Here is a 26,309-nt window from a genome sequence, read left to right as displayed (position 1 = left end):
CTTAGCGCTTGAGCTTGGGGTCCAGCGCATCGCGCAGTCCATCACCAAGCAAGTTGAACGCCAGCACCGTGATCAAAATGGCCAGACCTGGGAAGGTCACGACCCACCAGGCGCGCAGCACGAACTCGCGTGCATCGGCCAGCATGGTGCCCCATTCGGGTGAGGGTGGTTGCGCGCCCAGGCCCAGAAAGCCCAGCGCGGCCGCGTCCAGAATGGCGGTGGAAATGCCCAGCGAGGCCTGCACGATGAGCGGCGCGGTGCAGTTGGGCAGCACCTCGTGGAACATCAGGCGCAGATGGCCGGCGCCGGTCATGCGCGCGGCCGTCACGTAGTCGCGTGAGGTCTCGGCAATCACGGCAGCGCGCGTGATGCGCACATAGTGCGGCAGCACCACGATGGCCACGGCCAGCATGGCGTTGACCAGGCCCGGGCCCAGAATGGCCACGATCACGATGGCCAGCAGCAGGCTGGGCAGCGTCAGGATGATGTCCATGGCGCGCATGATGGCGATTTCCAGCATGCCCTTGAAGTAGCCCGCCACCAGGCCCAGCACGGTGCCGGCCACGACGGAGAGCGAGACCACGGCAATGCCGATGACCAGCGAGAGTCGCGCGCCGTGCATCAGGCGCGAAAGGATGTCGCGGCCGATGGCATCGGTGCCCAGCAGGTAGGCGCTGGAGCCGCCCGCCTGCCAGGCCGGGGGCTTGAGGAAGGCGTTGTTGTTGGTCAGGTCGGGCGGGTAGGGCGCGAGCCAGGGTGCAAACAGCGCCATGAGCAGCACGGCGATGACGATGGCCAGGCCGGCCAGCGCGCCCTTGTTGCCCTTGAAGTAGCGCCAGAATTCCTGCAGGGGGTGGGACGGAGCGCTCGCCACCGGTGCGTTGAGAGTCGAAGTAGACATTACTTTTGGTGGCGGATGCGCGGGTTGATGATGCCGTAGGTGATGTCCACCAGCAGATTGACGGTCATGACGACCACGCCCAGCAGCAGCATGCCACCTTGCAGGACCGGGTAGTCACGTCGGCTGATGGCTTCAATCAGCCACTTGCCCACACCGGGCCAGGAGAAGATGGTCTCGGTCAGGATGGCACCGGTGAACAGCACGCCGATCTGCAGGCCGATGACGGTGATGACGGGGATCAGCGCATTGCGTAGCGCATGCACCGCCACCACGCGCAGGCCGGTCAGGCCCTTGGCTTTGGCGGTGCGGATGTAGTCCTCGCCCATGACTTCGAGCATGGCGGAGCGGGTCATGCGCGCAATCACCGCCAGCGGGTTGGTGCCCAGCACGATAGTGGGCAGGATCAGGTGCGACAGCGCCGACCAGAACGCACTTTTGTCCTCGGACAGTAGCGTGTCTATCAGGAGAAAGCCCGTGGTCGGTTCTATGAAGTACTGCACGGCAATGCGACCCGAAACCGGTGTCAGTCCCAGTTGCACCGAGAACAGCAGGATCAGCAGCAGGCCCCACCAGAAGATGGGCATGGAGTAGCCGGTGAGCGACACGCCCATGACCCCATGGTCGAGAAAGGAGTTGCGTTTGACGGCCGCGATGATGCCGGCCGGTATGCCCAGCAGCAGCGCAAACAGGATGGCGCAGAGTGCGAGCTCGATGGTGGCGGGGAAAAGGGTGCCGAACTCGCTGAGCACGGATTCGCGTGTCACGATGGAACGGCCCAGGTCGCCTTGCAGCACCTTGCCGATGTAGATGCCGTACTGCACCATGACCGGCTGGTCCAGCCCGTATTCCTTGAGCAGGGCGGCGTGGCGTGCGGCATCGATGCCGCGTTCACCTGCGAGGGTTTCGATGGGATCGCCCGGAACCAGGCGGATGAGGAAGAAGGCAAGCAACGTCATTCCGAAGAAAGTCGGGATGATGAGGCTCAGTCGGGTAAAGAGGAATCTCAGCATGAGGGGGTGGATTCTAGGCATGTAGGATGGTGTTGAACCGTGATCAACACCAATAACAACTAGCGACTTTCCCTTATGGGGTCAGACACCAGTCACCCAGGAGACAAGCAAACAGAGTGCCAATAAAAAAAGGCCGGAGTGTACCGGCCTTTTTGAATCACGCTATTGGTGATTACTTGAGGTGCTTGCCGATCAGGCCAGCCATCTCGAACATGGACACTTGGGCCTTGCCGAAGACTTCCTTCAGCTTGGCGTCGGCGTTGATCATGCGCTTGTTGACGGCGTCTTGCAGCTTGTTCTTCTTGATGTACGTCCACAGCTTGCTCACCACTTCGGTGCGGGGCAGAGCGGCTGCGCCCACCACAGCAGCCAGTGCGGAGCTGGGGGTCAGGGCCTTCATGAACGCGGCGTTCACGGTGCGCTTCTTGGCGGGGGCCTTCTTGGCTGCTACCTTTTTGGCGGGAGCGGCTTTCTTGGCGGGGGCCGCCTTCTTTGCGGGTGCTGCCTTCACGGCGGCTTTCTTCGCGGGAGCGGCTGCCTTCTTAGCAGGAGCCGCCTTTTTTGCGGGAGCGGCTTTTTTTGCCGGTGCTTTTTTCGCAGTTGCCATGATTGATTGTCCTTCTAGAAGATTGATTAATCGCCAGCAAAAAACTGCTTCTTCACTGGTATTGCGGATGCTAATGGCAAAAAAGCGCGTTTCCAAGGGAGAAACTGCATTTTTCCCTCTGGGATGTTGTTTTTTTCATTGGAGAATGGCTCTGTGTCTTGTTCTGGAGCCTCTTTCATGCCGATTGCCTTTGCCACCTGTGATCTTTGCGATGCCCACAAGGCCGACACCAGCGGCAATTTCCGGGTGCTGCCCCCGGCGTTTCGCGACTTTGGCGCGGTGCAAAAGTTCGCCGGCCCGGTGGTCACGGTGAAGTGTTTCGAGGACAACACGCTGGTGAAGGCAGCCGTGGATTCACAGGGATGGATAGACACGCCCGCCGGCCAGGTGGCCCAGGTGCTGGTGGTCGACGGCGGTGCTTCGCTGCGCAAGGCCTTGCTGGGCGGCAACCTGGGCGCCGCTGCGGCGCGCAATGGCTGGGCTGGTGTGGTGATTGACGGTTGCGTGCGCGATACCGCCGAGCTGGCGACCCAGGCCGTAGGCATACGCGCGCTGGCTGCCATGCCCATGCCCACCGAAAAGCGCAATGAAGGCCAGGCCGGTGTGGCCGTGCAGGTGCAGGGCGTGTGGGTGCGCCCCGGCGACTGGCTCTATGCCGATGAAGACGGCATCGTCGTGTCGGCTAGTGCGCTGCTGTAGAACTGCCGTTGCGTGAGGGCAGGGTGGCGAGCACCACGCCCACAAGCGCAATGCCGAAGGCGAGGAGCTGCATGCCACTCAGGCTCTCGCCCAGTACCAGCACGCCGACCAGCGCTGCAGAGATCGGCAGCATCACGGTGAATACTCCTGCGCGCGCGGCGGGCACGGTCTTGAGGCCCGTCATCCACAGCCACACGGTCCACACGCTGGCGGCCAGCGCATAGAACACCAGCAGCACCCAGGAGCCCGTGGCCACGCCGGCAAAGTTGAAATGCCAGGCCGCGTATGCGCCCATGGGGGTCATCAGCACAAAGCCCCAGAAGTTGATGAGCGCCGTGATGCGCTTGGGTGAAAGCGCGCCGGTGAGCTTCTTGCCGATGACGGCATAGGCTGCCTCACAGACCACGGCGCCAAACACCAGCAGATTGCCCAGTAGTGCCTTGTTATGTGCCAAATCGCCTTCTGGCCCCGATGACGTGTGCGCGGATAGCTCCTGTTTTGATAGCGCAAGCAAGCCAATGCCCAGCGCACCGCAGGCCACGGCCAGCCAGGTGCGCAGGCCGATGCGCTCGCGCAGGAAGATCCAGCTCATGAGCGCGACCACGGCCGGAATGGTGGCCATGATGACGCCAGCCGAGACAGCGCTGGTCATGCTCACGCCAAACAGCATGCAGATGGAAAACAGGAAGTTGCCCAAGAGCGACTCCAGAAACACCAGCGCCTTGGTGTGCGGCGTCATGGCAGGCTCGCCCGCCGGGCGCTTGAGCCAGTGCAGCATGGCCAGGCCGCCAATGCCAAAGCGCAGCCAGGCCAGCAGGAACACGGGCAGGGCGGCGACCAGGGGTTTGGAGAGAGCGACATAGCTGCCCACCAGCGCCATGCTCAGGGCCAGGAAGAAGTAGGCGAGCAGGCGGTTCGGGGCGGAAGTGGAGTGGGGCATGCGTGGCGCGGTAGTCAGGGCAAAGCGGCAAGCCTACACCATGCGTCCCCATGAACCAGTTGCCAAGTGGCTCCATTGCGGCGCCGGTTTTGCGTTAACGTGCGTGCCAATCCGTTTTCACGCTACGAGGACCCTATGGCCATTGGAGAATTTGCCTACGCCAACAACAGCAATCGTTTTCTGGCCAGCCACCCCCTGCAGGCCCAGCCCTTTGCGCTGGCCGGCATTCCGTTTGACGGCGCGGTGACGAATCGCCCCGGCGCGCGCTTTGGCCCGCAGGAAATCCGCCGCGCCTCGCTCATGCTCTGCGACGGCCTGCACCCGGTGTTTGGTGTCTCGCCGCTGGAGGTACTGGGTGATGCGGGCGATCTGCGTCTACCCAATGCGGGCGCGCTGCCACAGGTGCGGGAGTCCATCCAGGCCCAGGCGGCGGCTCTCATGGCGCGTCATCACTGCGTGTTTCTGGGGGGCGACCACTCGGTCACGCTGCCGCTCTTGCGCGCGCTGCATGCGCAGCACGGGCCGGTGGCGCTGATCCACTTCGACGCGCACTGCGACACCTGGGAAGACCACTTTGGCGAGGCCTCGGGCCACGGCACCTGGACCTACGAGGCGCTGCAGGAAGGCCTGGTGGTGCCCAGCCAGACGGTCCAGATCGGCCTGCGCTCCAGCGGCACGCGCGCGGCGCGCGAGTATGTGCAGGACCAGGGCGGCCTGATCTTTACCGCGCGTTCACTGCGTGGCCGCGACGGCGCGGGCCTGCAGGACGTGGTGCAGCAGATCCGTGCGCGCATTGGCCAGCAGCTCTGCTATCTGACGCTGGACATCGACTGCCTGGACCCGGCCTTTGCGCCCGGCACCGGCACGCCCGAGCCCGGTGGCATGAGCAGCTCGCAGGTGTTGACCCTGCTAGAAGACCTGGCAGACCTCAACTTTGTGGGCATGGACTGTGTGGAAGTGGCCCCGGCCTATGACCACGCCGAGCTCACCAGCAACGCAGCGGCCACCTTTGTCTGGACCTACCTGGCCTCGCAGGTCGCCAAGCGCCAAGTCTGAGCGGAGGCACCATGCTGCTGCAGTCCGACACCCAGCTCAACCGCAATAGCTACTACGAGGCCAGCGTGCAGCGCCCGCCCGCGCTGCCGGCTTTGCAGGGCGATATCGAGACCGATGTGCTGGTGGTGGGCGGTGGATTTGCGGGCCTGTCGGCGGCGATTGCGATGGCGCAGCGCGGTTACCGCGTGGCGCTGCTGGAGGCCGACCGGGTCTGCAGCGGCGCGTCGGGACGCAATGGCGGGCAGTTCATTGTGGGGGTGGCCAGCGGTCAGGGGCCGTTTGAGGCGCAACTGGGCCTGGACGCAGCGCGTCAGGTTTGGGACATGTCGCTGGACGCGGTGGCACTGCTGGAGCAGCGCGTGCGTACGTTTGCCATCGATTGCGACTTGCACAAGGGCTACATGACGGTGGCCGATTCGGCGCGCAAGGCGCGCGCGCTCGAAGCGGAGACAGCGGCCTTGCGCACACGCTATGGTTTTGAATCGGCCTTCTACTCTGGCGCCGAGGTGGGCCAGCACATCGGCAGCACGCGCTACTGCGCTGCGGCGGTGGAGAACACCTCCGGCCATCTGCACCCGCTCAAGTACGGCCTGGGCCTGTTGCGTGCGGCGCAGGCGCTGGGCGTGCAAGTGTTCGAGCATTCGGCCGTGACCGCACTGGAGCGCGGCGAGCCGCTGTGGGCGCGCACGGCGCAAGGCTCCGTGCGCGCGCGCTTCGGTGTGCTGGCTGGCAACTGCATGTTGCCCGAGTACGGCCCGCGCGTGGCCCCCGAGCTTGCGCCGCGCACCATGCCCGTAGGCACCTACATCATCGGCACCGAACCGTTGTCCGAGGCCGTGTGCCAGTCGCTGATTCCTTCGGGGGCGGCGGTCTGCGACAACAACTTTGTGCTGGACTATTTCCGCTGCAGCGCCGACCAGCGCCTGCTGTTTGGCGGGCGTGTGAGCTATTCCACGCGCACGCCCAGCGGGCTGCAGGCACGCATGGCGCGGCGCATGGCCAGCATCTTTCCTGCCTTGCAGCACACGCGCGTGGACTATGTCTGGGGTGGTTTTGTGGACATCAGCATGAACCGCGCGCCCGATTTCGGCCGCCTTGGCGCCAACCTCTATTACCTGCAGGGCTTCAGCGGCCATGGCGTGGCGCTCACCGGGCTGGCTGGCGAGCTGGCGGCCCAGGCGATTGCCGGTCAGGCCGAACGCTTTGACCTGTTTGCGCGCCTGCAGCATCGGCCGTTTCCGGGTGGACCCTGGCTGCGCACGCCCAGCCTGGTGCTGGGCATGCTGTATCACCGCTTGCGCGACGTGCTGTAACCCGGTTTGGAGCCCAACTCCTTCTTCACTACGGTGGCCAGTACCGGCCCCCACTGCGCGATGTCGTGCAGCGTTGCGTAGCCGTAGCCGATCACCAGGCCGCGTGCGTCGCTGCGCTGCAGGCAGTAGGCCGAAAGCGCGCGCACGGTCAGTCCCTTTTGCGCAATGCGCAGCGCAAGCGCCTGGTCATCCACCGTGGCGGGCAGGCGCAGGCACAGGTGCAGGCCCTGTTCGGCACCGCTGATCTGGGCCTGCGGGCCCAGGCAGGGCTGCAATGCGTCCAGCAACTGTTGGCGCCGCTGCGCATAGCTGTGGCGCGCCTTGCGCAGTGCGCTGGCAAAGTGGCCCAGCGCAATGAACTCGGCCAGCGCGGCCTGCAGCGGCAATTGACCGGGGCGGTTGAGGTCGTAGTGGGCTTGGCGAAATGCCGGTGCCAGCGCCTTGGGTACCACCAGGTAGCCGAGCTTGAGGCCTGGGTAGAGCACCTTGGAGAAGGAGCCCAGGTAGAGCACGCGCTCGTCGGGCGCCAGGCCGGCCAGCGAGGACATGGGCGGGCCGCTGAATCGGAACTCGCTGTCGTAGTCGTCCTCCAGCACCCAGGCCTGGTGCTTCTGCGCCAGGGCCAGCAGCTGCTGGCGGCGCGCCAGTGACATCACGGCGCCGGTGGGGTACTGGTGCGAGGGCGTGGTGTAGATCAGGCGTGGCGGGTGGCGCTCATCGGTGGCGGTGGGGGCCATGCCGTCGGCGTCGACCAGCACGCCATGGGTGCGCAGGCCGGTCGCCATAAAGGCCTTGACGGCGCCCCAGTAGGCCGGGTCTTCGAGCCAGACGGTGTCGCCATGGTCGGCCAGCAGCTGGGCGCAGAGTTCCAGCGATTGCTGGGTGCCGCTGGTGATGATGACCTGATCCACGTCCAGCGGCACGCTGCGCGAGATGCGCAGGTAGTCGGCCACGGCGCGGCGCAGCGGGGCGTGGCCGCCCGAATAGCAGTAGTCCAGCATGTCGGGGTGACTCATGCGCCAGTGCTTGTTCTGCAGACGTTGCCAGAGCGCGACCGGAAAGGCGCTGAAGTCGGCCACGCCCGGCGTGAAGGGCTGTATCTCCAGCGCGGCCGAGGTGAACTGTGTGGCCAGCGCCTGGCCGCGCCGCGACAGCCGCGCCCCTGCGTTGGCCGCGCGGCTGCTGCGCCGGCGCGGGCTAGGCAGCTGGTCGTTGACATAGGTACCGCTGCCCACGCGGCTGACCAGATAGCCCTCGGCGCTGAGCTGGTTGAGCGCAGTCATGACGGTATTGCGCGAGAGCTCCAGGTCCTGCGTGAGTTCGCGGCTGGAAGGCAGGCGGTCGCCGCCGCTCAGGTGGCCTTGCAGGATGGCGCGGCGCAGGCTTTCATAGAGCTGGCGGTGCAGGGGCAGGGCGGTGCTGGTCGCACCCTGATGCATATCGGCAAGCAGCCATTCACAGAGCATGGAGGGGCTTTGGTGATGTGGTTAAAGTGGCACCATCAGGTTTTGCCAAATGGCTCTATTTTTCTGCCAATTGTGCAGCAGAATGGTTTTAACGAAGCGCGCACTGCTACAGTGGCTTTGGCTCCATTCCAGACCCTCTGGGTGGTGTGTCGCAAGGAGATCGTGATGAGCGAGAACAAAACAATGAGCTTCAATGATTTGGAGCAATGGCTGAATGAACGCCGGGTGACCGAGGTGGAGTGCTTGGTGCCCGACTTGACGGGGGTGGCCCGCGGCAAGATCCTGCCGCGCGGCAAGTTCACCGAAGACCGCGGCATGCGCCTGCCCCAGGCCATCGTCGCTATGGGGGTGACCGGCGAGTTCCCCGAGAGTGGCCCCTACTACGACGTGGTGGACCCCACCGACAAGGACATGCAGCTGCGTCCCGACCCCTCGTCGGTGCGCATCGTGCCCTGGGCCACCGACCCCACCGCCCAGGTGATCCACGACTGCTTTGACCACGAAGGCAAACTCGTCCCCTTTGCACCGCGTAGCGTGCTGCGCCGGGTCTGCGATCTTTTCGCGGCCGAGGGCCTACAGCCCATCGTCGCGCCGGAGCTGGAGTTTTACCTGACGGCGCGCAATACTGACCCCAACACCCTGCTGCGTGCGCCCATCGGCCGCAGCGGCCGCGCCGAGACCTCGCGCCAAGCCTACAGCATCGACGCTGTGAACGAGTTCGATCCGCTGTTCGAGGAGATCTACGACTACTCCGACAAGATGGAGCTCAATGTGGACACGCTGATCCACGAGGTCGGTGCCGGGCAGATGGAGATCAACTTCTTCCACAACAAGCCCCTGGGTCTGGCCGACGAAGTGTTCTTCTTCAAGCGCACGGTGCGCGAGGCCGCGCTGCGCCACGATATGTATGCGACCTTCATGGCCAAGCCGATTGCGGGCGAGCCCGGCAGTGCCATGCATGTGCACCAGAGCCTGATCGACATCGCCAGTGGCAAGAACGTATTCAGCAACGAGGATGGCACGCCCTCCGAGGCTTTCATGCACTACATCGGCGGCCTGCAGCGCTACATCCCGGCCGCCATGGTGCTGGTGGCGCCCTATGTGAACAGCTACCGCCGCCTTTCGCGCAACACGGCCGCGCCCATCAATATCGAGTGGGGCTATGACAACCGCACTGTGGGCATCCGCTCGCCCATCTCGGCGCCAGCCGCGCGCCGCGTGGAAAACCGCGTGATCGGTGCCGACGCCAACCCCTATGTGGCCATGGCCATGACGCTGGCCTGCGGCTACCTGGGCCTGAAGAATAAGATCAAGCCCAAGCCCGAGATGCGCGGTGACGCTTACCTTTCTCCCTACGCATTGCCGCGCAGCTTGGGCGAAGCGCTGGACTGGCTGCGCAAGGAAACCGATCTGCATGAGGTGCTGGGCAAAGAATTCATCACCGTGTACTCCGAGATCAAGGAACTCGAGTTCGACGAGTTCATGAAAGTGATTTCTCCCTGGGAGCGTGAGCACCTGTTGCTGCACGTGTAAGCCACTCCAACGACCTGAGCCGCCATGAACACTGTTGTTGACACCGCTCTGATCCAGTCCCTGGACAGCGCCCATTTTCTGCATCCCTTTACCGACTTCAAGGACCTGTCCGGCCGGGGCGCGCGCGTGATCACGCGCGCCGAGGGCATCTATGTCTGGGATTCGGAGGGCAAGCAAATCCTGGACGCCATGAGCGGCCTCTGGTGTGTCAACGTCGGCTATGGCCGCCAGGCCCTGGCCGATGCGGCGCAGCGCCAGATGATGACGCTGCCCTACTACAACAGCTTCTTCCAGACCACCAATGTGCCGGCCGTGCAGCTGGCCACGCGCCTGGCCGGGCTGGCGCCCACCGTGGGCGGACGCAGCTTCCAGCATGTGTTCTATTCGAGCAGCGGCAGCGAGAGCAATGATTCCAATGTGCGCATGGTGCGCCGTTATTGGGACCTGCTGGGCCAGCCGCAGCGCAAGGTCATCATCAGCCGCCACAACGCCTACCACGGCAGCACCATGGCCGGCGCTTCGTTGGGCGGCATGTCCGGCATGCACGCGCAGGGCGACTTGCCCATCCCCAACATCACGCACATCGAGCAGCCCTACTTTTACGAGAACGGTAAGCCCGGGGAGACAGCCGAAGAGTTCGGCATACGCGCAGCCGGCTGGCTGGAGGAAAAAATCCTGGCCGTGGGGCCGGACAAGGTGGCCGCCTTCATCGCCGAGCCGGTGCAGGGTGCGGGCGGTGTGATCATCCCACCGGCCACCTACTGGCCAGAAATCCAGCGCATTGTCGACAAGTACGGCATCCTGCTCATCAGCGACGAGGTGATCTGCGCCTTTGGCCGCCTGGGCCATTGGTTTGCCTACGAGAAGTTTGGCTATAAGCCCGATCTGGTGACCTTTGCCAAGGCGGTAACCAGCGGCTACATCCCCCTGGGCGGTGTCATGGTGGGCGACCGCGTGGCCAAGGTGTTGATAGAGCAGGGCGGCGAGTTCAACCACGGCTACACCTACAGCGGCCACCCCGTGGCTTGTGCCGTGGCGCTGGCCAATCTGGACCTCATGGAGGCAGAGCAGCTCCCCCAAAAGGTGCGCGGTGAGACGGGGGCCTACTTTGCCCAGCGCTATGCCGAGCTCAACGAGCACCCGCTGGTGGGTCAGGCCGAAACCTGCGGTTTCGTGGGCGGCTTGGTGCTGGTCAAGAACAAGGCGACCAAGGAGCGTTTCCGCGAGGAGTATGCGGTGGGCATGGTCTGCCGTGGCCACTGCTTTGGCAACGGGCTCATCATGCGGGCCGTGGGCGACCGGATGATCATTGCGCCACCACTGGTGATGACCCGCTCCGACATTGACGAGATGATGCGTCTGATCCGTCAGGCGCTGGATTTGACCCATAGGGACCTGAAGGCACGCGGTTTGGTGTGAATAGGCGCTTTTGCGCTCCTATAATCATTTTTGGTCTGAAATTTGCTTATAGTTTTTAAGCATTTGACTGTCCCTAACCCAACGCTCTTTTATTGGAGATTCACCCGCCATGAACAAAATCCTCTGGTCTTTTGCGCTGACAGCAGTGGCTTTGGCTGCTTGCGGTAAGAAAGAAGAAGCGCCTGCTGCGGCCCCCGCAGCGGCACCGGTTGCCAGTGCGCCTGCTGCGCCTGCGAACACCGAAGAAAAGGTGCTCAATATTTACAACTGGCCCGACTACATTCCAGAGGGCATGGTCGCCGCGTTCGAAAAGGAAACCGGCATCAAGGTGAATTACGACACCTTCGAAACCAACGAAGCCCTGCACGCCAAGCTGGTCGCTGGCAACACCGGCTATGACATTGTGGTGCCCGGCACCGTGTTCGCCAAGGGCCAGATCGAAGGCGGCCTGCTGCAGCCCCTGGACAAGTCCAAGGTCAAGAACCTGGCCAATCTGGACCCCGCCCTGATGTCCACCATGACCAAGGCCGACCCGGACAACAAGTTCCTGGTGCCATGGGCCTGGAGCTTCACCACCGTGGGCATCAACAAGACCAAGGTTGAGAAGGCCCTGGGCGGCATGCCCATGCCCGAGAACGCGTGGGACCTGGTGTTCAACCCCAAGTACACCGCCAAGCTCAAGTCCTGCGGTATCGCCTATCTGGATTCGCCCACCGAAATCCTGCCTGTGGCTCTGCACTACATCGGCAAGGACGCCTACTCCAACAACGCGGCTGACTACAAGGAGGCCGCTGCGATGATGGCCAAGGTGCGCAAGGACGTGCGCCTGTTCAGCTCCACCATGATCGACGACGTGGCAGGCGGCAAGGCCTGCGCCGTGATCGGCTGGGCTGGCGACATCAACATCGCTGCCGGCCGCGCCAAGGAAAACGGCTCCAAGGACGTGATTGAAGCCCTGCTGCCCAGCACCGGCGCGCTGATCTTCATCGACTCCATCGCGCTGACCAAGGACGCCAAGCACCCGAACAACGCCTTGGCCTTCATCGACTTCTATCTGCGCGCTGAAAACGCCGCCCAGATGACCAACGAGATGAACTACAACACAGGCAACAAGGCGGCAGTTGACAAGATCAAGCCTGAAATTGCCGGTAACAAGTCAATCTTTGTGGAAGCCGACTACTTCAGCAAGATGATCCCGCCCAGCAGCTTCACCAACGAAGCGCGTGAAGGCATGGCCAACGCATTCAATGCGTTCAAGAAAGGCAAGTAAGCCTCTGCAGGCCTAGGCCTACCAGCGAGGGCTGTTTGTACGGACTGTATGAACAGCCCTTTTTGTTTCTGAGACAAGTTCAAGGGTTCTCTCACCATGGCAATGCAAGCGGACAAGGTCGGGTATTTGGTCACGGAGAAGCTCGTCAAGCGCTTTGACGAGGCGGTGGCTGTGGACGAGGTGTCCCTCTCCATCGCGCAGGGCGAAATTTTTGCGCTGCTGGGCAGTTCCGGTTGCGGCAAGTCCACCTTGTTGCGCATGCTGGCCGGCTTCGAGTCGCCGACCTCGGGCCGCATTCTGCTGGGCGGTCAGGACGTGGCGAATCTGCCGCCCTATCAGCGCCCCATCAACATGATGTTCCAGAGCTATGCGCTGTTTCCGCACCTGGACATCTGGGAGAACGTGGCTTTTGGTCTCAAGCGCGAGGGCCTGCCCAAGGACGAGATCAAGCAGCGCGTGGGCGAGATGCTGGACCTGGTGCAGCTGGGCGCCTACGCCAAGCGCAAGCCGCACCAGCTCTCCGGCGGGCAGCAGCAGCGCGTGGCGCTGGCACGCAGCCTGGCCAAACGGCCCAAGCTCCTGTTGCTGGACGAACCCTTGGGTGCGCTGGACAAGAAGCTGCGCGAGCAAACCCAGTTTGAGCTGGTCAACATCATCGAAAAGGTCGGCGTGACCTGCGTGATGGTGACGCATGACCAGGAAGAGGCCATGACCATGGCCAGCCGCATCGCTGTCATGAGCAAGGGGCGTGTATTGCAGGTCGGTACACCCGAAGAGGTCTATGAGCACCCGGCCAACCGCTTTGTGGCCGACTTCATCGGCAATGTGAACATGTTCGAGGGCCGCCTCAGCGTGGACGAGGTGGACCATTGCGCCGCCATCACCGGTATTGGCGAGGTGCGCGTGGGCCATGGCGTGAGCGGCACGCTCAATATGCCCGTGGGCATTGCGGTGCGCCCCGAGAAGATCGAAATCAGCAAGACTCGCCCGCCTGTCGACCACAACGTCTTCACCGGCAAGGTCAAGGAGATTGCCTACTTCGGCTCCTACAACACCTTCATCGTGGTGGCCACAGACGGCACCCGCGTGAAGATCACCGAGGCCAACACCTCGCGCCAGGACCTGACCGACATCACCTGGGATGACCAGGTGTATTTCTGGTGGGGTGATCGCGCGGCCGTGGTGCTGCGCGACTGAGGACGACCGCCATGCGATCCCTTCCTCTTTCACTGTCCATGCCCGGCCGCCGTTTCGTCATCGGCGTGCCCTACACCTGGCTGCTGGTTTTCTTTCTGTTGCCCTTCCTGATCCTGTTCTACATCAGCTTTGTGGACATGGGCAACGACATCAGCCCCTTCAAGCCGATTTGGGACACCGCCACCGGCCTGCTCAAGCTCAAGTACGAGAACTACTGGTCCATCTTCCGCAGCACGGAGGACGGCGCGCTGTTTCAGACCATCTACATCGAAGCCTACCTGCGTTCGATCTGGTATGCGCTGTGCACCGCCGTGCTGTGCCTGCTCATCGGCTATCCCTTTGCCTACTTCATTGCGCGTTCCGCCCCCAGTGTGCGGCCTGCGCTGCTGATGATGGTGATGCTGCCGTTCTGGACCTCGTTCCTGCTGCGCGTCTACGCCTGGAAGGGCATCCTGGCCGACCAGGGCGTTGTCAATCAATTGCTCATGGCGCTGGGGCTGACCAGCGAGCCAGTGCAGATGCTCTACACCAATGTCTCCATGCTGGTGGGCATGACCTATGTGTATCTGCCCTTCATGGTACTGCCGCTCTACGCCAATCTGGTGAAAATGGACTTCCGCCTGCTGGAAGCTGCCTACGACCTGGGCACCACACCCTTCAAGGCCTTCTGGCTCATCACCGTGCCGCTCTCCAAGGCGGGCATCGTGGCCGGTTTCATGCTGGTGTTCATTCCGGCTGTTGGCGAGTTCGTGATTCCCTCGCTGTTGGGCGGACCGGAGAACATCATGATTGGCCGCGTGGTTTGGGACGAGATGTTCACCAGCAACAACTGGCCGCGCGCCACTGCGCTGGCCGTGGTCATGATCGCGCTCATCATCGTGCCGCTGGCCATCTACTACCACTACACCGGCGAGTCGCAAGACGGTGCTGGCAAGAAGTAAGGGCACCCCCATGAAGAATGCATTGCACAAGCACTTCGGCAAGGGCTGGATGCTGCTGGTCTACCTGTTTCTCTACACACCGCTGCTGTTCATGGTGGTGTTCTCTTTCAACAGCACGCGCCAGGACGCCAACTTCACCGGCTTCTCGCTGCGCTGGTACGAGGCGCTCACGCGTGACACCAAGATCGTCGAAGGCTTCTGGCTCTCGCTACAGGTGGCTGCCATCACCGGCGTGCTATCGGCCGTGCTGGGTACCTTCGCGGCCTTTGTGCTGGTACGCTACCGGCGCTTCCTGGGACGCACCGTGTTCTCCGGCATGGTCAATGCGCCGCTGGTGATGCCCGAGGTGGTGATCGGCCTGTCGCTGCTGCTGCTCATGGTGGGCGCGCAGAACCTGCTCGGCTGGCCCGAACGCGGCATGCTCACCATCATCCTGGGCCACACGCTGCTGGGCATGGCCTACGGCATGGTGGTGGTGCAGTCGCGCCTGCTGGAGGTGAACCGCTCGCTGGAAGAGGCTGCCATGGACCTGGGCGCCAAGCCCTACGAGGTGTTCTTCCTGGTCACGCTGCCCAATATCGCGCAGGGCATTCTGGCGGCTTTCCTGCTCTCGTTCACGCTGTCGTTCGATGACGTGGTGATTTCCGAGTTCCTGTCCGGCCCCGGCGTGAGCACGCTGCCCCAGGTCATCTTCGGCTACGCGCGTCGCGGCATCAATCCCACCATCTACGCCGCTGCCACGCTGCTCATCACTACGGTAACTATCGTCATCATCAGCTACAGCGTATGGGTGGCGCGCCAGACGCGCAAGCGCGAGCGCGAGATCGCCGCTGCGGCGCGGGTGGAGCCCGTGGCCGCACGATAAATACACACAAGAGGAGCGAGACATGCAGTTCGATGGACGGGCCCTGATTGATGGCAAGCGTGTGGATGCGCACAGCGGCGCACGCTTTGCCTGCGTCTCGCCGGTGGACGGCCAAGTGTTGACTGAGGTAGCGCAGTGCGGCGCGGCCGATGTGGACCGCGCTGTGGCCGCCGCCCGTGCCGCCTTCGAGGACAAGCGCTGGCGCGGTCTGCCGCCCGCACAGCGCAAACGCGTGATGATCCGCTTTGCCGACCTGCTGCTGGAAAACGCAGACGCCCTGGCGTTGACCGAGACGCTGGACATGGGCAAGCCCGTGAAGTACGCGCGCGCGGTGGACGTGAACAGCGCGGCCAACTGCATCCGCTGGTATGGCGAGGCGGTGGACAAGGTCTACGATGAGATTGCACCCACGGCCGAGACGGCGTTGGCCCTCATCACGCGCGAGCCGGTGGGCGTGGTGGGCGTCATCGTGCCCTGGAACTACCCCATGATCATGGCGGCCTGGAAGATCGCGCCAGCCCTGGCCGCTGGCAACAGCGTGGTGCTCAAGCCCAGCGAGAAATCGCCACTCACGGCGTTGCGCCTGGCCGATCTGGCGCTGGAGGCGGGCATCCCCGCCGGCGTCTTCAACGTGCTGCCGGGCTTTGGTGCCGAGGCCGGCTCGCCGCTGGCCCTGCACATGGATGTGGACTGCATCGCCTTCACCGGCTCCACGCGCGTGGGCAAGCAGATCCATGTGATGGCCGGGCAGAGCAACCTCAAGCGCGCCTGGACCGAGCTGGGTGGCAAGTCGCCCAATATCGTGTTTGCGGACTGCCCGGACCTGGACAAGGCCGTGGAGGCCGCTGTGGGCAGCATCTTCTTCAACCAGGGCGAGAGCTGCAACGCGCCCTCACGCCTGTTGGTCGAGGCCGGCATCAAGGAGCGCTTTCTGGAAAAAGCGCTGGCCCTGGTGCCCGCCTATGCACCAGCCAACCCCACGCTGCCCGAGACCATCATGGGTGCCGTGGTCGACCAGACCCAGATGGCCACCGTGCTGCGCTATATCGAGAGCGGCCGCGCCGAGGGCGCCAAGCTGCTGGCCGGCGGCGAACAGGCGCTGGCCGAGAGTGGTGGCTGCTATGTGCAGCCCACCATCTTCGACGGCGTGCGTCCCGACATGACGATTGCGCGCGAAGAAATCTTTGGCCCGGTGCTGTCCGTGCTGTCCTTCACCGACACGGCCGAGGCGGTGCGCATCGCCAACGACAGCGCCTACGGCCTGCAGGCTGGCGTCTGGACGCGTGACATCAACAAGGCCCATGGCGTGGCGCGCGCGCTGCGTGCGGGTACCGTGCATGTGAACCAGTACGACGAGGACGACATCACCGTCCCCTTTGGCGGCTTCAAGCAAAGCGGGGTAGGGCGCGACAAGTCCCTGCACGCTTTCGACAAATACACCGAAACCAAAACCACCTGGGTGCGCATCGACAGCCCGGTGTGAGCCGGAGCCGTGCTGCACCGGCAGCAGTTTTGCTACTTATTTCATAGCTTCTCGCGCACATTCCACGGGGGCTAGAGGCCAATTTCATGCATAACTACGCCGAAATCATCCACGCCCTGCAAGCCCGGGGCGTGCACAGCATCCTGACCCAGTTCTGCGACATCCATGGCGTGGCCAAGGGCAAGCTGGTGCCGCTGGAGAAACTGCAGGAGTGGGTGGAGGTGGGTGCAGGCTTTGCCGGCCCCAGCATCTGGGGCACGGGCCTGCCGCGCATGGGCCCGCGCAGCGAGTACTACGGTCGCGTGCAGCCCGAGTCGCTGCAGCCCTTGCCCTTTCTGCCTGGCGTCGCGCGCGCCGTCTGCGATGGCTTTGCCGGCGGCGAGGCGCTTGACACCTGTTCGCGCCAGGTACTCAAAAGCGCTTTAGCGCCTCTGGAGGCGCGTGGCTGGCGCCTTTGGGTGGGCGTGGAGCCCGAGTTCTTCCTGCTGCGCCAGGCCGGAGGCCAATGGCAGGTGGCCGACACGCAGGACCAACTGGCCAAGCCGTCCTACGACCTCAAATCCATCCACCGCAACGCGGTCTGGCTGGAAGACATGCGCAGTACGCTGGTGGAGCTGGGCTTTGAGCTGCAGCAGATCGACCACGAAGACGCCTGCGGCCAGTACGAGATCAACTACCGCTTCGACCACGCGCTGGCCGCAGCCGACCGCTACATGCTGTTCAAGCTCACCGCCCACGCGGTGGCCGAGCGTCATAGCATGGTGTTCAGTGCCATGCCCAAGCCGCTGGCGCATGCGCCGGGCAGCGGCCTGCATTTCCATATGAGCATCACCGACGCCGAAGGCCGCTCGGTGTTTGCCGACCCGCTGGGCGCGCTGGGCCTGAGCACGGCGGGTCACCAGTTTGCCGCTGGCCTGCTGCACCACGCTGACGCGCTGGCCGCGCTGTGCGCGCCCACGGTCAACAGCTACAAGCGTCTGGCCGTGAGCGAGAGCGCCTCGGGCACCACCTGGTCGCCCGTCTGGAAGGCCTATGGTGACAACAACCGGACCTGCCTGGTGCGGGTGGTTGACGGCCGGCTCGAATGGCGCCTGCCCGACCCCTCCTGCAATATCTACGCGGCCATCGCAGCCACGCTGGTGGCCGGCCTGCATGGCATGGACGCGGCCTTGCCGGTGCCTACGCCCGTGGCTGACGACCTCTACCAGCGCGCTCAGCAGGGCGGGCCCATGCCTGCCACGCTACCGGCGGATCTGCGCGCTGCGCTGCAGGCGCTGGAGCAGGACACGGTGCTGCGCGCCGGAGTGGGTGAGGCTTTTTGCGCCCAGTTCCTCGCACTCAAGCGCGCCGAGTGGGCTGCGTTCACCCAGCACATCAGCCACTGGGAACTGGCGCGCTACGCCAACTTCTTCTAGGCCACGTCCCCATCCAGCACCCGCGCGGTGCAGCCACGCACCGCCTCAGGGCTGACGCATTTCGATAGGCGTCAGCCCTTTTCTTATGGTGAAACGTTGGATGAGAAATCTGCATCTTGATTTTTCATATGCATTGATGGTGTTTTGTATTGAGAAATGAATTAAATAAGTATTTGATTTATATGAATTAAATTTAACTCTTATATAAGACACAAGATTGAAAATATGTCTTATATAAGACATAGAATTCACCCATGGGCACCAGAATTGCAATGCAAAGGTGCACAGCCAATCAACCAACCTAGGAGTGTTCTCATGACGCAAAACCTCAACTCGCAACTGAGCCGTGAACAGCAGATCGCCGCGCTGGAAAAAGACTGGGCGACCAATCCTCGCTGGAAGGGTGTGAAGCGCGGCTACTCCGCTGCCGATGTGGTCCGCCTGCGTGGTTCGCTGCCGATCGAGCACACCTTGGCCAAGCGCGGTGCTGAAAAATTGTGGGAAAAGATCAACGGCGGCGCCAAGAAGGGCTACGTCAACGCTTTCGGCGCTATCTCTGCGGGCCAGGCCATGCAGCAGGCCAAGGCTGGCCTGGAAGCCGTGTACCTGTCGGGCTGGCAAGTTGCCGCTGACGGCAACACCTCCGAGACCATGTACCCCGACCAGTCGCTGTACGCCTACGACTCCGTGCCCACCATGGTGCGCCGCATCAACAACACCTTCAAGCGCGCCGACGAAATCCAGTGGGGCCGTGGCATCAACCCCGGTGACAAGGAGTTCATCGACTACTTCCTTCCCATCGTGGCCGATGCCGAAGCCGGTTTCGGCGGCGTGCTCAACGCCTTCGAACTCATGAAGAACATGATTCAAAGCGGCGCGGCTGGCGTTCACTTTGAAGACCAACTAGCTGCCGTGAAGAAGTGCGGTCACATGGGCGGCAAGGTGTTGGTGCCCACGCAAGAGGCCTGCGAAAAGCTCATCTCCGCACGTTTCGCTGCCGACGTGATGGGCGTGTCCACCATCGTGCTGGCCCGTACCGACGCCGAGGCCGCCAACCTGATCACCTCTGACCACGATGCCAATGACAAGCCTTTCCTGACCGGCGAGCGCACGCAAGAAGGCTTCTACCGCGTGAAGAACGGCCTGGAACAAGCCATTAGCCGCGGCGTGGCCTACGCGCCCTACGCTGATCTGGTGTGGTGCGAAACCGGCGTGCCCGATATCGGCTTTGCCCGCGAGTTCGCCCAGGCTGTGCACGCTGCCTGCCCCGGCAAGCTGCTGTCCTACAACTGCTCGCCTTCCTTCAACTGGAAGAAGAACCTTAACGACAGCCAGATCGCTTCCTTCCAGGAAGAGCTGTCCGCGCTGGGCTACAAGTACCAGTTCATCACACTGGCCGGCATCCACATCAACTGGTTCAACACCTTCCAGTTTGCCCACGCCTACGCCAACGGCGAAGGCATGAAGCACTACGTGAACATGGTGCAAGAGCCTGAGTTCGCCGCACGCGACAAGGGCTACACCTTCGTGTCTCACCAGCAGGAAGTGGGCGCGGGTTACTTCGACGACGTGACCACCGTGATCCAGGGCGGCTCTTCCTCCGTGAAGGCGCTGACCGGTTCCACCGAAGAAGAGCAGTTCCACTAAGAAGAGAAGAACGGCCCGAGGAGGCCTTCGCAGTCAAAGCCCGGCACGGTGTGCCGGGCTTTTTTATGCCTGGAACACGGCGTCGTTCCAGTCGGCCAGTAGCTGCGCCTTTTCCTCGGGCGTGATCTCGCCCTGCGCTTCGCGGTCCTTGAGGGTGCGCAGGCGCGGCAGCAGGTCGGTGACGCTGGGCTGCTGGCTGGTGTGCGTCTGGTCGTCGACCAGCTTGTCGAGCTCAAACTTCTGGATGCGCAGCGACTGCTCGACCAGGCGCGTCAGGCTGGCAGCGACCAGGCCGTTCTTGTCGTACTGCAGCCGCACCTCGGTGCTGCTGCGATCGTCCACCTGTTTGTAGAAGTAGTTCTGCGAATTGGCGCTGTCGTCCAGATAGGGCACGCCCGAGGAAAACAGCGACTGGTGGTAGGCCGCGCTGAGCTGGGCGTCCTGCGCTTGCGTCACGGTGCGCGCACCGGCGCCACCCTGAATATCAGTGGTGGTCTGGTCCACGCTGTACTGGAAGCGGTCCACCTCCTGGCGCTTGCGCGGATTGCTGACCTTGGAGGTGGCGTTCAACTGGGTCTTGAAGTCGGCCAAACCGGTGAGCCAGCTGGCGTCTTCAGCGGCCAGTGCATCCGGGCTGACCGTGGCCTGCGTGCCATAGGAGGCGGTGAGCGCGCTGAAGGCGGACTTGAAGAGCTGAGCCAGGCCGCGGTCTGCATGGCCGCGCGTGGCGGCCTGGTCAAAGCGCGCCAGGTATTGGTCCACCGCCTTGGCCTTTTGCGTTGCGCTGCCCCAGAAGGCCGGTTGGCGCAGGTCCACCGACATGCTGACCTCCCCTTCGGGGCGCTTGAGCTTGATCTCACGCGTCGTCGCATCGGCGTGCACGGTGGCGGCCAGCTTCTGGATGCGCGCGCCGTAGCTGTCGCGGCCATAGATCTGGGTCTTCAGGTCCAGGCGCGTGATCAGCGAGCTGTCGAACTGGGTGAGCTGGGCCAGGTCCACTTGGGTTTCTTCACTGGCCAGGCCGCGCAGGGCTTGCTCGAAGCCACCCGCCAGTGCCTTGATGGCTTCCTGCTCGGCCGCGCTCAGCGTGCCGTCGACCTGGATTTCGGCAGCGATGCCCGTGCCGCCGCTGCCGCCTTCCTGCTGGTCCACGAGGCGCAGCGCGACTGTGCTGCCCGACTGGGTCTGTACGCGCAGCTCCACGCTGGCGCTGGGCTGGGTCTGCAGCGCGTTGATGGCCAGCGTGGCCTGGGTTCTGATCTGGCTGCGTGTGCTGGGGGCTACCGTGTTGACCACGGTCTGCCGGTACTGGCTGTTGCCGCTGCCGATTTGCTCCAGCAGGGCGCTACCCAGTCCGGAGAGGCGCTGCGCCGTGCCTTGGCTGCTGCTGTTGCGCGCCAGCAGGTCGCTCACCGCGTCGTTGGGCGCCTGCTCCCAAGCCTGCATCTGGCCGGCCGTGAGGCGTATGCGTCCCAGTGCCTCGTAGGTGGCGTCGTCATCGCTGAGTCCGGCAGGCAACTGGGTCATATGCAACGCATCGATGGCGGTCACGGCTGAGATGGTGGCCGTACTTTGGGCGGCCGCTGCAACGGTGCTCGCGATCGCGCGCTGGGCGGTGCTGGCGAGCCAGGTGGCGGGGAGGGCGGTGGTGCTGGAGATGCGCATGGAGACGGAATTTGGGATGTCCTGTGCTTATCGGCAGAACCGGAGCAGACCTGATTCCGGTGTGGTTTCGTTGCTTGTGTGCAGCGGGCGGTTTGGCCCTGGGCCGGGCTCAGGGTAAAATCCGGCTTCCACTTTTATGTAAGAGCGAGAAAGGCAGTTTGGTTATGACACCGCGAACTACACCGGCGACATTCAGAAGCGAATAAGGCCGTAGTCCGCGCGCCTTGTGCGCAAGCAGCTACCAAATTCATAGTAAAGCGCGGACTGTTCCGCGCTTTTTCTTTTGGCTCTCGACTCTTTCCTAGGTACACCATGATTCAAATTACGCTCCCCGACGGTTCCCAACGCGAATTCCCCGGCCCGGTAACGGTTGCCGAAGTGGCAGCTTCCATTGGCAGCGGCCTGGCCAAGGCCGCTCTGGGTGGCAAGGTCAACGGCAAGCTGGTCGACACCAGCTTCTCCATCGCCGCCAACAGCAGCCTGGCCATCGTCACCGCCAAGGACGCCGACGGCCTGGAGCTGATCCGTCACTCCACCGCCCACTTGCTGGCCTATGCCGTCAAGGAGCTGTTCCCCGACGCCCAGGTCACCATCGGTCCGGTGATCGAGCACGGCTTCTATTACGACTTCTCTTACAAGCGTCCCTTCACGCCCGAGGACCTGGCCGCCATCGAGAAGAAGATGGCCGAACTTGCCGCCAAGGACGAGCCCGTGGTGCGCCGCGTGCTGCCGCGCGACGAGGCGGTGGCGTATTTCAAGGGCATTGGCGAGGCCTACAAGGCCGAGATCATTGCCAGCATCCCCGCCAATGAAGATGTGAGCCTGTACCGCGAGGGCAAGTTCGAAGATCTGTGCCGCGGCCCACACGTGCCCAGCACCGGCAAGCTGAAGTTCTTCAAGCTGATGAAGGTCGCGGGCGCCTACTGGCGTGGTGACCACCGCAACGAGATGCTGCAACGCGTCTACGGCACGGCCTGGGCCACCAAGGACGATTTGCAGCAGTACCTGACTATGCTGGAAGAGGCCGAAAAGCGGGATCACCGCAAGCTGGGCCGCGAACTCGATCTGTTCCACATCGACGAGCACTCGCCCGGCACCGTGTTCTGGCACCCCAAGGGCTGGACGCTGTGGCAGAACGTGGAGCAGTACATGCGCCAGGTCTACCGCGACAACGGCTACCAAGAAGTCAAGGGCCCGCAGATCCTGGACCAGGGCCTGTGGGAGAAGACCGGCCACTGGGACAAGTACCGCGAAAACATGTTCGTGACCGAGTCCGAGAAGCGCGACTACGCCCTGAAGCCCATGAACTGCCCGGGCCATATCCTGATCTACAAGCAGGGTATCAAGAGCTACCGCGACCTGCCGCTGCGCTTTGGCGAGTTCGGCAACTGTCACCGCAACGAGCCCTCGGGTGGTCTGCACGGGATCATGCGGGTGCGCGCCTTCACGCAGGACGATGGTCACATCTTCTGTACCGAAGACCAGATCCAGGCCGAGGTGAAGGCCTTCACCACGCTCTTGCAGAAGGTCTACAAGGACTTCGGCTTCACCAACATCATCTACAAGCTCTCCACGCGCCCGGAAAAGCGCATCGGCACCGAAGAGAGCTGGGACCGTGCCGAGGCCGCCTTGGCTGAGGGCCTGCGTGCCTCGGGCTGCGATTTTGAGTACCTGCCGGGCGAGGGCGCCTTCTACGGCCCCAAGATCGAATACACCCTCAAGGACGCGCTGGGCCGCCCCTGGCAGTGCGGCACCATCCAGGTCGACCCCAACATGCCCGAGCGTCTGGACGCCGAATTCGTGGGCGAAGACGGTGCGCGCCACCGCCCCATCATGTTGCACCGCGCCATCGTGGGCAGCCTGGAGCGCTTCATCGGCATTCTGGTCGAAGAGAGTGCCGGTGCCCTCCCAGCTTGGCTGGCGCCGGTGCAGGTGGCGGTGCTCAATATCACCGATTCCCAAGCCGAATATGCCCGCTCCGTGGCTAAAACGCTGCAAAATCAAGGGCTTAGGGTCAATTTAGACCTGCGCAATGAGAAAATAACCTATAAAATACGGGAGCATTCGATGCAAAAGCTGCCGTATCTGGTTGTCATTGGCGACAAGGAGATGGCGGCAGGCGCTGTCGCAGTGCGCGCCCGGGGTGGTCAAGACCTCGGTGCAATGCCGGTAGAGGCCTTTGTACAAAGAATCCTCGCCGACATTGCCAACAAATCGGCTTGAGTCTTTGCCCAAGTAATAGGTTTGCCCGCGTGCGCTGTGCAGCAACCGCTACAGTTTGTGTAGCAAAAATTGTGAAGGATTGAGCCATCGCTACTGAATTTCGTGACCGCCGTCAGCGTGAAGAACGCAAACACCGCCTGAACCGGGAAATCATGGCCCCAGAGGTACGCCTCTCCGGCCCCGAGAATGAACCGCTGGGCGTCGTCAGCCTGATGGAAGCCCTGCGCATGGCAGGCGAGCTGGATGTGGATCTGGTTGAAATTGCGGCAACTGCCAACCCGCCTGTGTGCCGGTTGATGGACTACGGCAAGTTCAAGTACCAGGAGCAGAAGAAGGCGGCGGAAGCGAAAGCCAAGCAGACGGTCATTGAGATCAAGGAAATCAAGTTCCGTCCGGGTACCGATGACGGCGACTACAACATCAAGATGCGCAACATCCGGCGTTTCTTGGCCGAAGGCGACAAGTGCAAGATCACTTTGCGTTTCCGGGGTCGCGAAATCACCCACCAGGAAATTGGTCTGGCCATGTTGCAGCGTATGCGCGACGAACTGGGTGACACCATCATCGTGGAGCAATTCCCGAAGCTGGAAGGTCGCCAGATGATCATGATGATTGCACCAGGCCGCAAGAAGCCAGGTGCAGTGGCCAAGCCGGCGGCGGACACGCCAGCGGCTGCGGCATAAGAATTCTTTTTGCCAGTACGGTCACTGGCAAAAATGAAGTAGCAGACTGCAAGGTCTGCTGCAGTGGAGAGCCTAAGAACTCGCCACACAAGTGGCTCGGGGCCAACAAGGCTGGAAGCAGTTTCCAGACGCCTCACGAGCACAAAGTAGAAGGAGCATTACATGCCCAAAATGAAGACCAAGAGCGCGGCGAAGAAACGCTTCCGCGTCCGTCCCGGTGGTACCGTCAAGCGCGGTCAAGCCTTCAAGCGTCACATCTTGACCAAGAAGACCACCAAAAATAAACGCCACCTGCGTGGTGCAACCAATGTGCACGTGACCAACATGGGTCATATGGCGCAGATGTTGCCCGGCCAAGGCATTTAATTTAACGACGAACAAGGAGTAATCACATGCCTCGCGTCAAACGTGGTGTAACGGCTCGCGCCCGCCATAAAAAAGTTCTGGCCCTTGCAAAAGGTTTCCGTGGTCGCCGCGGTAATGTCTTCCGTATCGCCAAACAGGCAGTAATGAAGGCTGGGCAATATGCCTACCGTGACCGTCGTACCAAGAAGCGTGTCTTTCGTCAGCTGTGGATTGCGCGTATCAACGCTGCAGCCCGTCAGTGCGGCCTGACATACAGCCAGTTTGCCAATGGCCTGAAGAAGGCGAACATCGAGATCGACCGCAAGGTCCTGTCCGATATCGCTATCCATGACATGGCTGCTTTTGCTGGCATCGTGGAACAAGTGAAAGCCAAACTGGCTGCTTGAGTTCGCGGCGGGGTGCTACACGTTTTGTAGCGCTTCGCGCACCAGAAACAAGGGCTAGCGCTTGAAAGAGCACTAGCCCTTTTTCTTACTGTTAAAGAAGTTCTCCGAATCTATGACCGAGTTGAATGCCCTCATTGACACCGCCAAGGCAGCGTTTGCCCAGGCCGTGACGCCCGCCGATCTGGAAAATGCCAAGGCCCTGTTCCTGGGCAAGTCGGGGCGCATCACCGAGTTGATGAAAGGCATGGCCGCCCTGAGCGTGGAAGAAAAGAAGTCCACCGGTGCCGCCATCAACCTGGCCAAGCAGGCCATCGAGGCTGCGCTGACCGAGCGCCGGCAGGCCCTGGCCGACGCCGAGCTGCAGGCGCAACTGCAGGCCGAGGCGCTGGACGTGACGCTGCCGGGCCGCCAGCGCGGGCAGGGCGGTCTGCACCCGGTCTCGCTGACGCTCGAGCGCATCGAGGCCATCTTCGGTTCCATGGGGTTCGACGTGGCCCAGGGCCCTGAAATTGAGTCCGACTGGTTCAACTTCACGGCCCTGAATACGCCCGAAGACCATCCCGCGCGCTCCATGCACGACACCTTCTATGTGGAAGGTGGCTCGGAGACTGCGCCCAATCTGCTGCGCACCCATACCAGCCCCATGCAGATCCGCTACGCGGTGCAGCATGTCAAGAAATACCGCGCCGCGTCCGGCGCGTCCGCCGACGGCCTGTTTTCCGGTGACATGCCCGAAATCCGCGTCATTGCGCCGGGCCGCACCTACCGTGTCGACAGCGATGCCACGCACTCGCCCATGTTCCACCAGTGCGAAGGCCTGTGGGTGGGTGAGGCGGTGAGCTTCAAGGACCTCAAGTTCGTCTTCACCGATTTCTGCCGCACCTTCTTTGAGTCGGACGACCTGGTTCTGCGCTTCCGCCCCAGTTTCTTCCCTTTCACCGAGCCCAGCGCCGAGATCGACATCCAATTCCAGACCGGCCCACTGGCCGGCCGCTGGCTGGAAGTGGCCGGCTCCGGCCAGGTGCACCCCAATGTGGTCCGCAATATGGGCCTGGACCCCGAGAAGTACATCGGCTTCGCCTTTGGCATGGGGCCCGACCGTTTGACCATGCTGCGCTATGGCGTCAATGACTTGCGCCTGTTCTTTGACGGCGATGTCCGTTTCCTGTCCCAGTTTCAGTAACTGCGATACGACCTCCATCGCCCACCGTCAAATTTCTCGCC

The 26,309-nt window shown here is 62.8% G+C and carries 24 protein-coding genes; 17 read left to right on the top strand and 7 right to left on the bottom strand.

Going from position 1 to position 26,309, the window contains the following annotated elements; translation table 11 throughout:
- Position 1: 1 nt before the first annotated feature.
- The 4 genes from AC1RNN_RS06410 to AC1RNN_RS06395 form a co-directional block, all read right to left on the bottom strand.
- Positions 2 to 901, bottom strand: coding sequence for an ABC transporter permease subunit (locus AC1RNN_RS06410; protein WP_493087655.1), 900 nt, complete (start codon positions 899 to 901; stop codon positions 2 to 4).
- Positions 901 to 1,911 (bottom strand): ABC transporter permease subunit, encoded by a 1,011-nt coding sequence (locus AC1RNN_RS06405; RefSeq protein ID WP_493087657.1) that lies wholly within the window; start codon positions 1,909 to 1,911, stop codon positions 901 to 903. The genes AC1RNN_RS06410 and AC1RNN_RS06405 overlap by 1 nt, the downstream gene beginning before the upstream one ends.
- 172 nt (positions 1,912 to 2,083) lie before the next feature.
- Positions 2,084 to 2,518 carry an SWIB/MDM2 domain-containing protein gene (locus AC1RNN_RS06400; protein WP_294769943.1) on the bottom strand — a complete coding sequence of 145 codons (435 nt, stop codon included), beginning with the start codon at positions 2,516 to 2,518 and terminating at the stop codon, positions 2,084 to 2,086.
- A 26-nt stretch (positions 2,519 to 2,544) separates the two neighbouring features.
- Positions 2,545 to 2,697 (bottom strand): hypothetical protein, encoded by a 153-nt coding sequence (locus AC1RNN_RS06395; RefSeq protein ID WP_493087659.1) that lies wholly within the window; start codon positions 2,695 to 2,697, stop codon positions 2,545 to 2,547.
- Here AC1RNN_RS06395 and rraA point away from each other — a divergent pair.
- Positions 2,696 to 3,217 carry a ribonuclease E activity regulator RraA gene (rraA, locus tag AC1RNN_RS06390; RefSeq protein WP_493087661.1) on the top strand — a complete coding sequence of 174 codons (522 nt, stop codon included), beginning with the start codon at positions 2,696 to 2,698 and terminating at the stop codon, positions 3,215 to 3,217. The genes AC1RNN_RS06395 and rraA overlap by 2 nt on opposite strands.
- Here the strand turns inward: rraA and AC1RNN_RS06385 are convergent.
- Positions 3,201 to 4,157 (bottom strand): DMT family transporter, encoded by a 957-nt coding sequence (locus AC1RNN_RS06385; protein ID WP_493087663.1) that lies wholly within the window; start codon positions 4,155 to 4,157, stop codon positions 3,201 to 3,203. The two genes, rraA and AC1RNN_RS06385, sit on opposite strands and share 17 nt — an antisense overlap.
- A 135-nt stretch (positions 4,158 to 4,292) precedes the next feature.
- Here AC1RNN_RS06385 and speB point away from each other — a divergent pair, with 135 nt between their 5' ends.
- Together speB and AC1RNN_RS06375 are read left to right on the top strand one after the other, a co-directional pair.
- Positions 4,293 to 5,213 carry an agmatinase gene (gene speB, locus AC1RNN_RS06380; RefSeq protein ID WP_493087665.1) on the top strand — a complete coding sequence of 307 codons (921 nt, stop codon included), beginning with the start codon at positions 4,293 to 4,295 and terminating at the stop codon, positions 5,211 to 5,213.
- 11 nt (positions 5,214 to 5,224) lie between these two features.
- Complete coding sequence (locus tag AC1RNN_RS06375) at positions 5,225 to 6,526, top strand: NAD(P)/FAD-dependent oxidoreductase (RefSeq protein WP_493087666.1); 1,302 nt, start codon at positions 5,225 to 5,227, stop codon at positions 6,524 to 6,526.
- Here the strand turns inward: AC1RNN_RS06375 and pdxR are convergent.
- The gene (pdxR, locus tag AC1RNN_RS06370) at positions 6,502 to 7,992 is read right to left on the bottom strand and encodes a MocR-like pyridoxine biosynthesis transcription factor PdxR (protein ID WP_493087668.1); all 1,491 of its coding nucleotides are present in this window, start codon (positions 7,990 to 7,992) and stop codon (positions 6,502 to 6,504) included. The genes AC1RNN_RS06375 and pdxR overlap by 25 nt on opposite strands.
- A gap of 165 nt (positions 7,993 to 8,157) precedes the next feature.
- Between pdxR and AC1RNN_RS06365 the strand changes: the two genes are divergently transcribed.
- The 9 genes from AC1RNN_RS06365 (at position 8,158) to aceA (ending at position 19,762) form a co-directional block, all read left to right on the top strand.
- Entirely contained in the window at positions 8,158 to 9,525 is a 1,368-nt protein-coding gene (locus AC1RNN_RS06365) for a glutamine synthetase family protein (RefSeq protein WP_493087670.1), read from the top strand.
- Between the two features lie 24 nt (positions 9,526 to 9,549).
- Positions 9,550 to 10,944, top strand: a complete 1,395-nt coding sequence (locus AC1RNN_RS06360; protein ID WP_493087672.1) for an aspartate aminotransferase family protein — start codon at positions 9,550 to 9,552, stop codon at positions 10,942 to 10,944.
- A gap of 109 nt (positions 10,945 to 11,053) precedes the next feature.
- Positions 11,054 to 12,214, top strand: a complete 1,161-nt coding sequence (locus tag AC1RNN_RS06355) for an extracellular solute-binding protein (protein WP_493087674.1) — start codon at positions 11,054 to 11,056, stop codon at positions 12,212 to 12,214.
- 96 nt (positions 12,215 to 12,310) lie between these two features.
- Entirely contained in the window at positions 12,311 to 13,411 is a 1,101-nt protein-coding gene (locus tag AC1RNN_RS06350) for an ABC transporter ATP-binding protein (protein WP_493087676.1), read from the top strand.
- Positions 13,412 to 13,422: 11 nt separating this feature from the next.
- The gene (locus AC1RNN_RS06345) at positions 13,423 to 14,352 is read left to right on the top strand and encodes an ABC transporter permease (protein ID WP_493087678.1); all 930 of its coding nucleotides are present in this window, start codon (positions 13,423 to 13,425) and stop codon (positions 14,350 to 14,352) included.
- A 10-nt stretch (positions 14,353 to 14,362) separates the two neighbouring features.
- The gene (locus tag AC1RNN_RS06340) at positions 14,363 to 15,217 is read left to right on the top strand and encodes an ABC transporter permease (protein WP_493087679.1); all 855 of its coding nucleotides are present in this window, start codon (positions 14,363 to 14,365) and stop codon (positions 15,215 to 15,217) included.
- Positions 15,218 to 15,239: 22 nt separating this feature from the next.
- On the top strand, positions 15,240 to 16,700 hold the full coding sequence (locus AC1RNN_RS06335) for an aldehyde dehydrogenase (protein ID WP_493087681.1): 1,461 nt from the start codon (positions 15,240 to 15,242) through the stop codon (positions 16,698 to 16,700).
- An 86-nt stretch (positions 16,701 to 16,786) separates the two neighbouring features.
- Positions 16,787 to 18,115: a type III glutamate--ammonia ligase gene (locus AC1RNN_RS06330; RefSeq protein ID WP_493087683.1), complete on the top strand. Its 1,329-nt coding sequence runs from the start codon at positions 16,787 to 16,789 to the stop codon at positions 18,113 to 18,115.
- A gap of 315 nt (positions 18,116 to 18,430) precedes the next feature.
- The gene (gene aceA, locus AC1RNN_RS06325) at positions 18,431 to 19,762 is read left to right on the top strand and encodes an isocitrate lyase (protein ID WP_493087685.1); all 1,332 of its coding nucleotides are present in this window, start codon (positions 18,431 to 18,433) and stop codon (positions 19,760 to 19,762) included.
- A 63-nt stretch (positions 19,763 to 19,825) separates the two neighbouring features.
- Here aceA and AC1RNN_RS06320 read toward each other — a convergent pair whose 3' ends face one another.
- Positions 19,826 to 21,427, bottom strand: coding sequence for a hypothetical protein (locus tag AC1RNN_RS06320; protein ID WP_493087687.1), 1,602 nt, complete (start codon positions 21,425 to 21,427; stop codon positions 19,826 to 19,828).
- 312 nt (positions 21,428 to 21,739) lie between these two features.
- Between AC1RNN_RS06320 and thrS the strand changes: the two genes are divergently transcribed.
- The 5 genes from thrS to pheS all read left to right on the top strand — a co-directional run bounded on the left by thrS (position 21,740) and on the right by pheS (position 26,268).
- On the top strand, positions 21,740 to 23,650 hold the full coding sequence (gene thrS, locus AC1RNN_RS06315) for a threonine--tRNA ligase (RefSeq protein ID WP_493087689.1): 1,911 nt from the start codon (positions 21,740 to 21,742) through the stop codon (positions 23,648 to 23,650).
- A gap of 86 nt (positions 23,651 to 23,736) precedes the next feature.
- Positions 23,737 to 24,333 carry a translation initiation factor IF-3 gene (gene infC / locus AC1RNN_RS06310; RefSeq protein ID WP_493088229.1) on the top strand — a complete coding sequence of 199 codons (597 nt, stop codon included), beginning with the start codon at positions 23,737 to 23,739 and terminating at the stop codon, positions 24,331 to 24,333.
- Positions 24,334 to 24,495: 162 nt separating this feature from the next.
- Positions 24,496 to 24,699 carry a 50S ribosomal protein L35 gene (rpmI, locus tag AC1RNN_RS06305; protein WP_294770873.1) on the top strand — a complete coding sequence of 68 codons (204 nt, stop codon included), beginning with the start codon at positions 24,496 to 24,498 and terminating at the stop codon, positions 24,697 to 24,699.
- A gap of 26 nt (positions 24,700 to 24,725) precedes the next feature.
- Complete coding sequence (gene rplT / locus AC1RNN_RS06300; RefSeq protein WP_094480549.1) at positions 24,726 to 25,085, top strand: 50S ribosomal protein L20; 360 nt, start codon at positions 24,726 to 24,728, stop codon at positions 25,083 to 25,085.
- Positions 25,086 to 25,197: 112 nt separating this feature from the next.
- On the top strand, positions 25,198 to 26,268 hold the full coding sequence (gene pheS / locus AC1RNN_RS06295; RefSeq protein WP_493087691.1) for a phenylalanine--tRNA ligase subunit alpha: 1,071 nt from the start codon (positions 25,198 to 25,200) through the stop codon (positions 26,266 to 26,268).
- The last annotated feature ends 41 nt before the right edge of the window (positions 26,269 to 26,309 follow it).

It is taken from the genome of Rhodoferax sp. GW822-FHT02D07 (genome assembly GCF_058802405.1).
Note: the sequence above shows the minus strand (reverse complement) of the source record. Positions and strands in the feature narration are given on the sequence as shown.

Bases quoted from the DNA above. Each gene is read 5' to 3' on its own strand.
- AC1RNN_RS06360 (WP_493087672.1), top strand. From the start codon at position 9,550: ATGAACACTGTTGTTGACACCGCTCTGATCCAGTCCCTGGACAGCGCC.
- AC1RNN_RS06410 (WP_493087655.1), bottom strand. From the start codon at position 901: ATGTCTACTTCGACTCTCAACGCACCGGTGGCGAGCGCTCCGTCCCAC.
- AC1RNN_RS06330 (WP_493087683.1), top strand. From the start codon at position 16,787: ATGCATAACTACGCCGAAATCATCCACGCCCTGCAAGCCCGGGGCGTG.
- rraA (WP_493087661.1), top strand. From the start codon at position 2,696: ATGCCGATTGCCTTTGCCACCTGTGATCTTTGCGATGCCCACAAGGCC.
- AC1RNN_RS06375 (WP_493087666.1), top strand. From the start codon at position 5,225: ATGCTGCTGCAGTCCGACACCCAGCTCAACCGCAATAGCTACTACGAG.
- AC1RNN_RS06395 (WP_493087659.1), bottom strand. From the start codon at position 2,697: ATGAAAGAGGCTCCAGAACAAGACACAGAGCCATTCTCCAATGAAAAA.
- AC1RNN_RS06405 (WP_493087657.1), bottom strand. From the start codon at position 1,911: ATGCTGAGATTCCTCTTTACCCGACTGAGCCTCATCATCCCGACTTTC.
- AC1RNN_RS06400 (WP_294769943.1), bottom strand. From the start codon at position 2,518: ATGGCAACTGCGAAAAAAGCACCGGCAAAAAAAGCCGCTCCCGCAAAA.
- AC1RNN_RS06365 (WP_493087670.1), top strand. From the start codon at position 8,158: ATGAGCGAGAACAAAACAATGAGCTTCAATGATTTGGAGCAATGGCTG.
- thrS (WP_493087689.1), top strand. From the start codon at position 21,740: ATGATTCAAATTACGCTCCCCGACGGTTCCCAACGCGAATTCCCCGGC.
- AC1RNN_RS06350 (WP_493087676.1), top strand. From the start codon at position 12,311: ATGGCAATGCAAGCGGACAAGGTCGGGTATTTGGTCACGGAGAAGCTC.
- pheS (WP_493087691.1), top strand. From the start codon at position 25,198: ATGACCGAGTTGAATGCCCTCATTGACACCGCCAAGGCAGCGTTTGCC.
- AC1RNN_RS06345 (WP_493087678.1), top strand. From the start codon at position 13,423: ATGCGATCCCTTCCTCTTTCACTGTCCATGCCCGGCCGCCGTTTCGTC.
- AC1RNN_RS06335 (WP_493087681.1), top strand. From the start codon at position 15,240: ATGCAGTTCGATGGACGGGCCCTGATTGATGGCAAGCGTGTGGATGCG.
- rplT (WP_094480549.1), top strand. From the start codon at position 24,726: ATGCCTCGCGTCAAACGTGGTGTAACGGCTCGCGCCCGCCATAAAAAA.
- AC1RNN_RS06355 (WP_493087674.1), top strand. From the start codon at position 11,054: ATGAACAAAATCCTCTGGTCTTTTGCGCTGACAGCAGTGGCTTTGGCT.
- AC1RNN_RS06340 (WP_493087679.1), top strand. From the start codon at position 14,363: ATGAAGAATGCATTGCACAAGCACTTCGGCAAGGGCTGGATGCTGCTG.
- pdxR (WP_493087668.1), bottom strand. From the start codon at position 7,992: ATGCTCTGTGAATGGCTGCTTGCCGATATGCATCAGGGTGCGACCAGC.
- aceA (WP_493087685.1), top strand. From the start codon at position 18,431: ATGACGCAAAACCTCAACTCGCAACTGAGCCGTGAACAGCAGATCGCC.
- AC1RNN_RS06385 (WP_493087663.1), bottom strand. From the start codon at position 4,157: ATGCCCCACTCCACTTCCGCCCCGAACCGCCTGCTCGCCTACTTCTTC.
- rpmI (WP_294770873.1), top strand. From the start codon at position 24,496: ATGCCCAAAATGAAGACCAAGAGCGCGGCGAAGAAACGCTTCCGCGTC.
- AC1RNN_RS06320 (WP_493087687.1), bottom strand. From the start codon at position 21,427: ATGCGCATCTCCAGCACCACCGCCCTCCCCGCCACCTGGCTCGCCAGC.
- speB (WP_493087665.1), top strand. From the start codon at position 4,293: ATGGCCATTGGAGAATTTGCCTACGCCAACAACAGCAATCGTTTTCTG.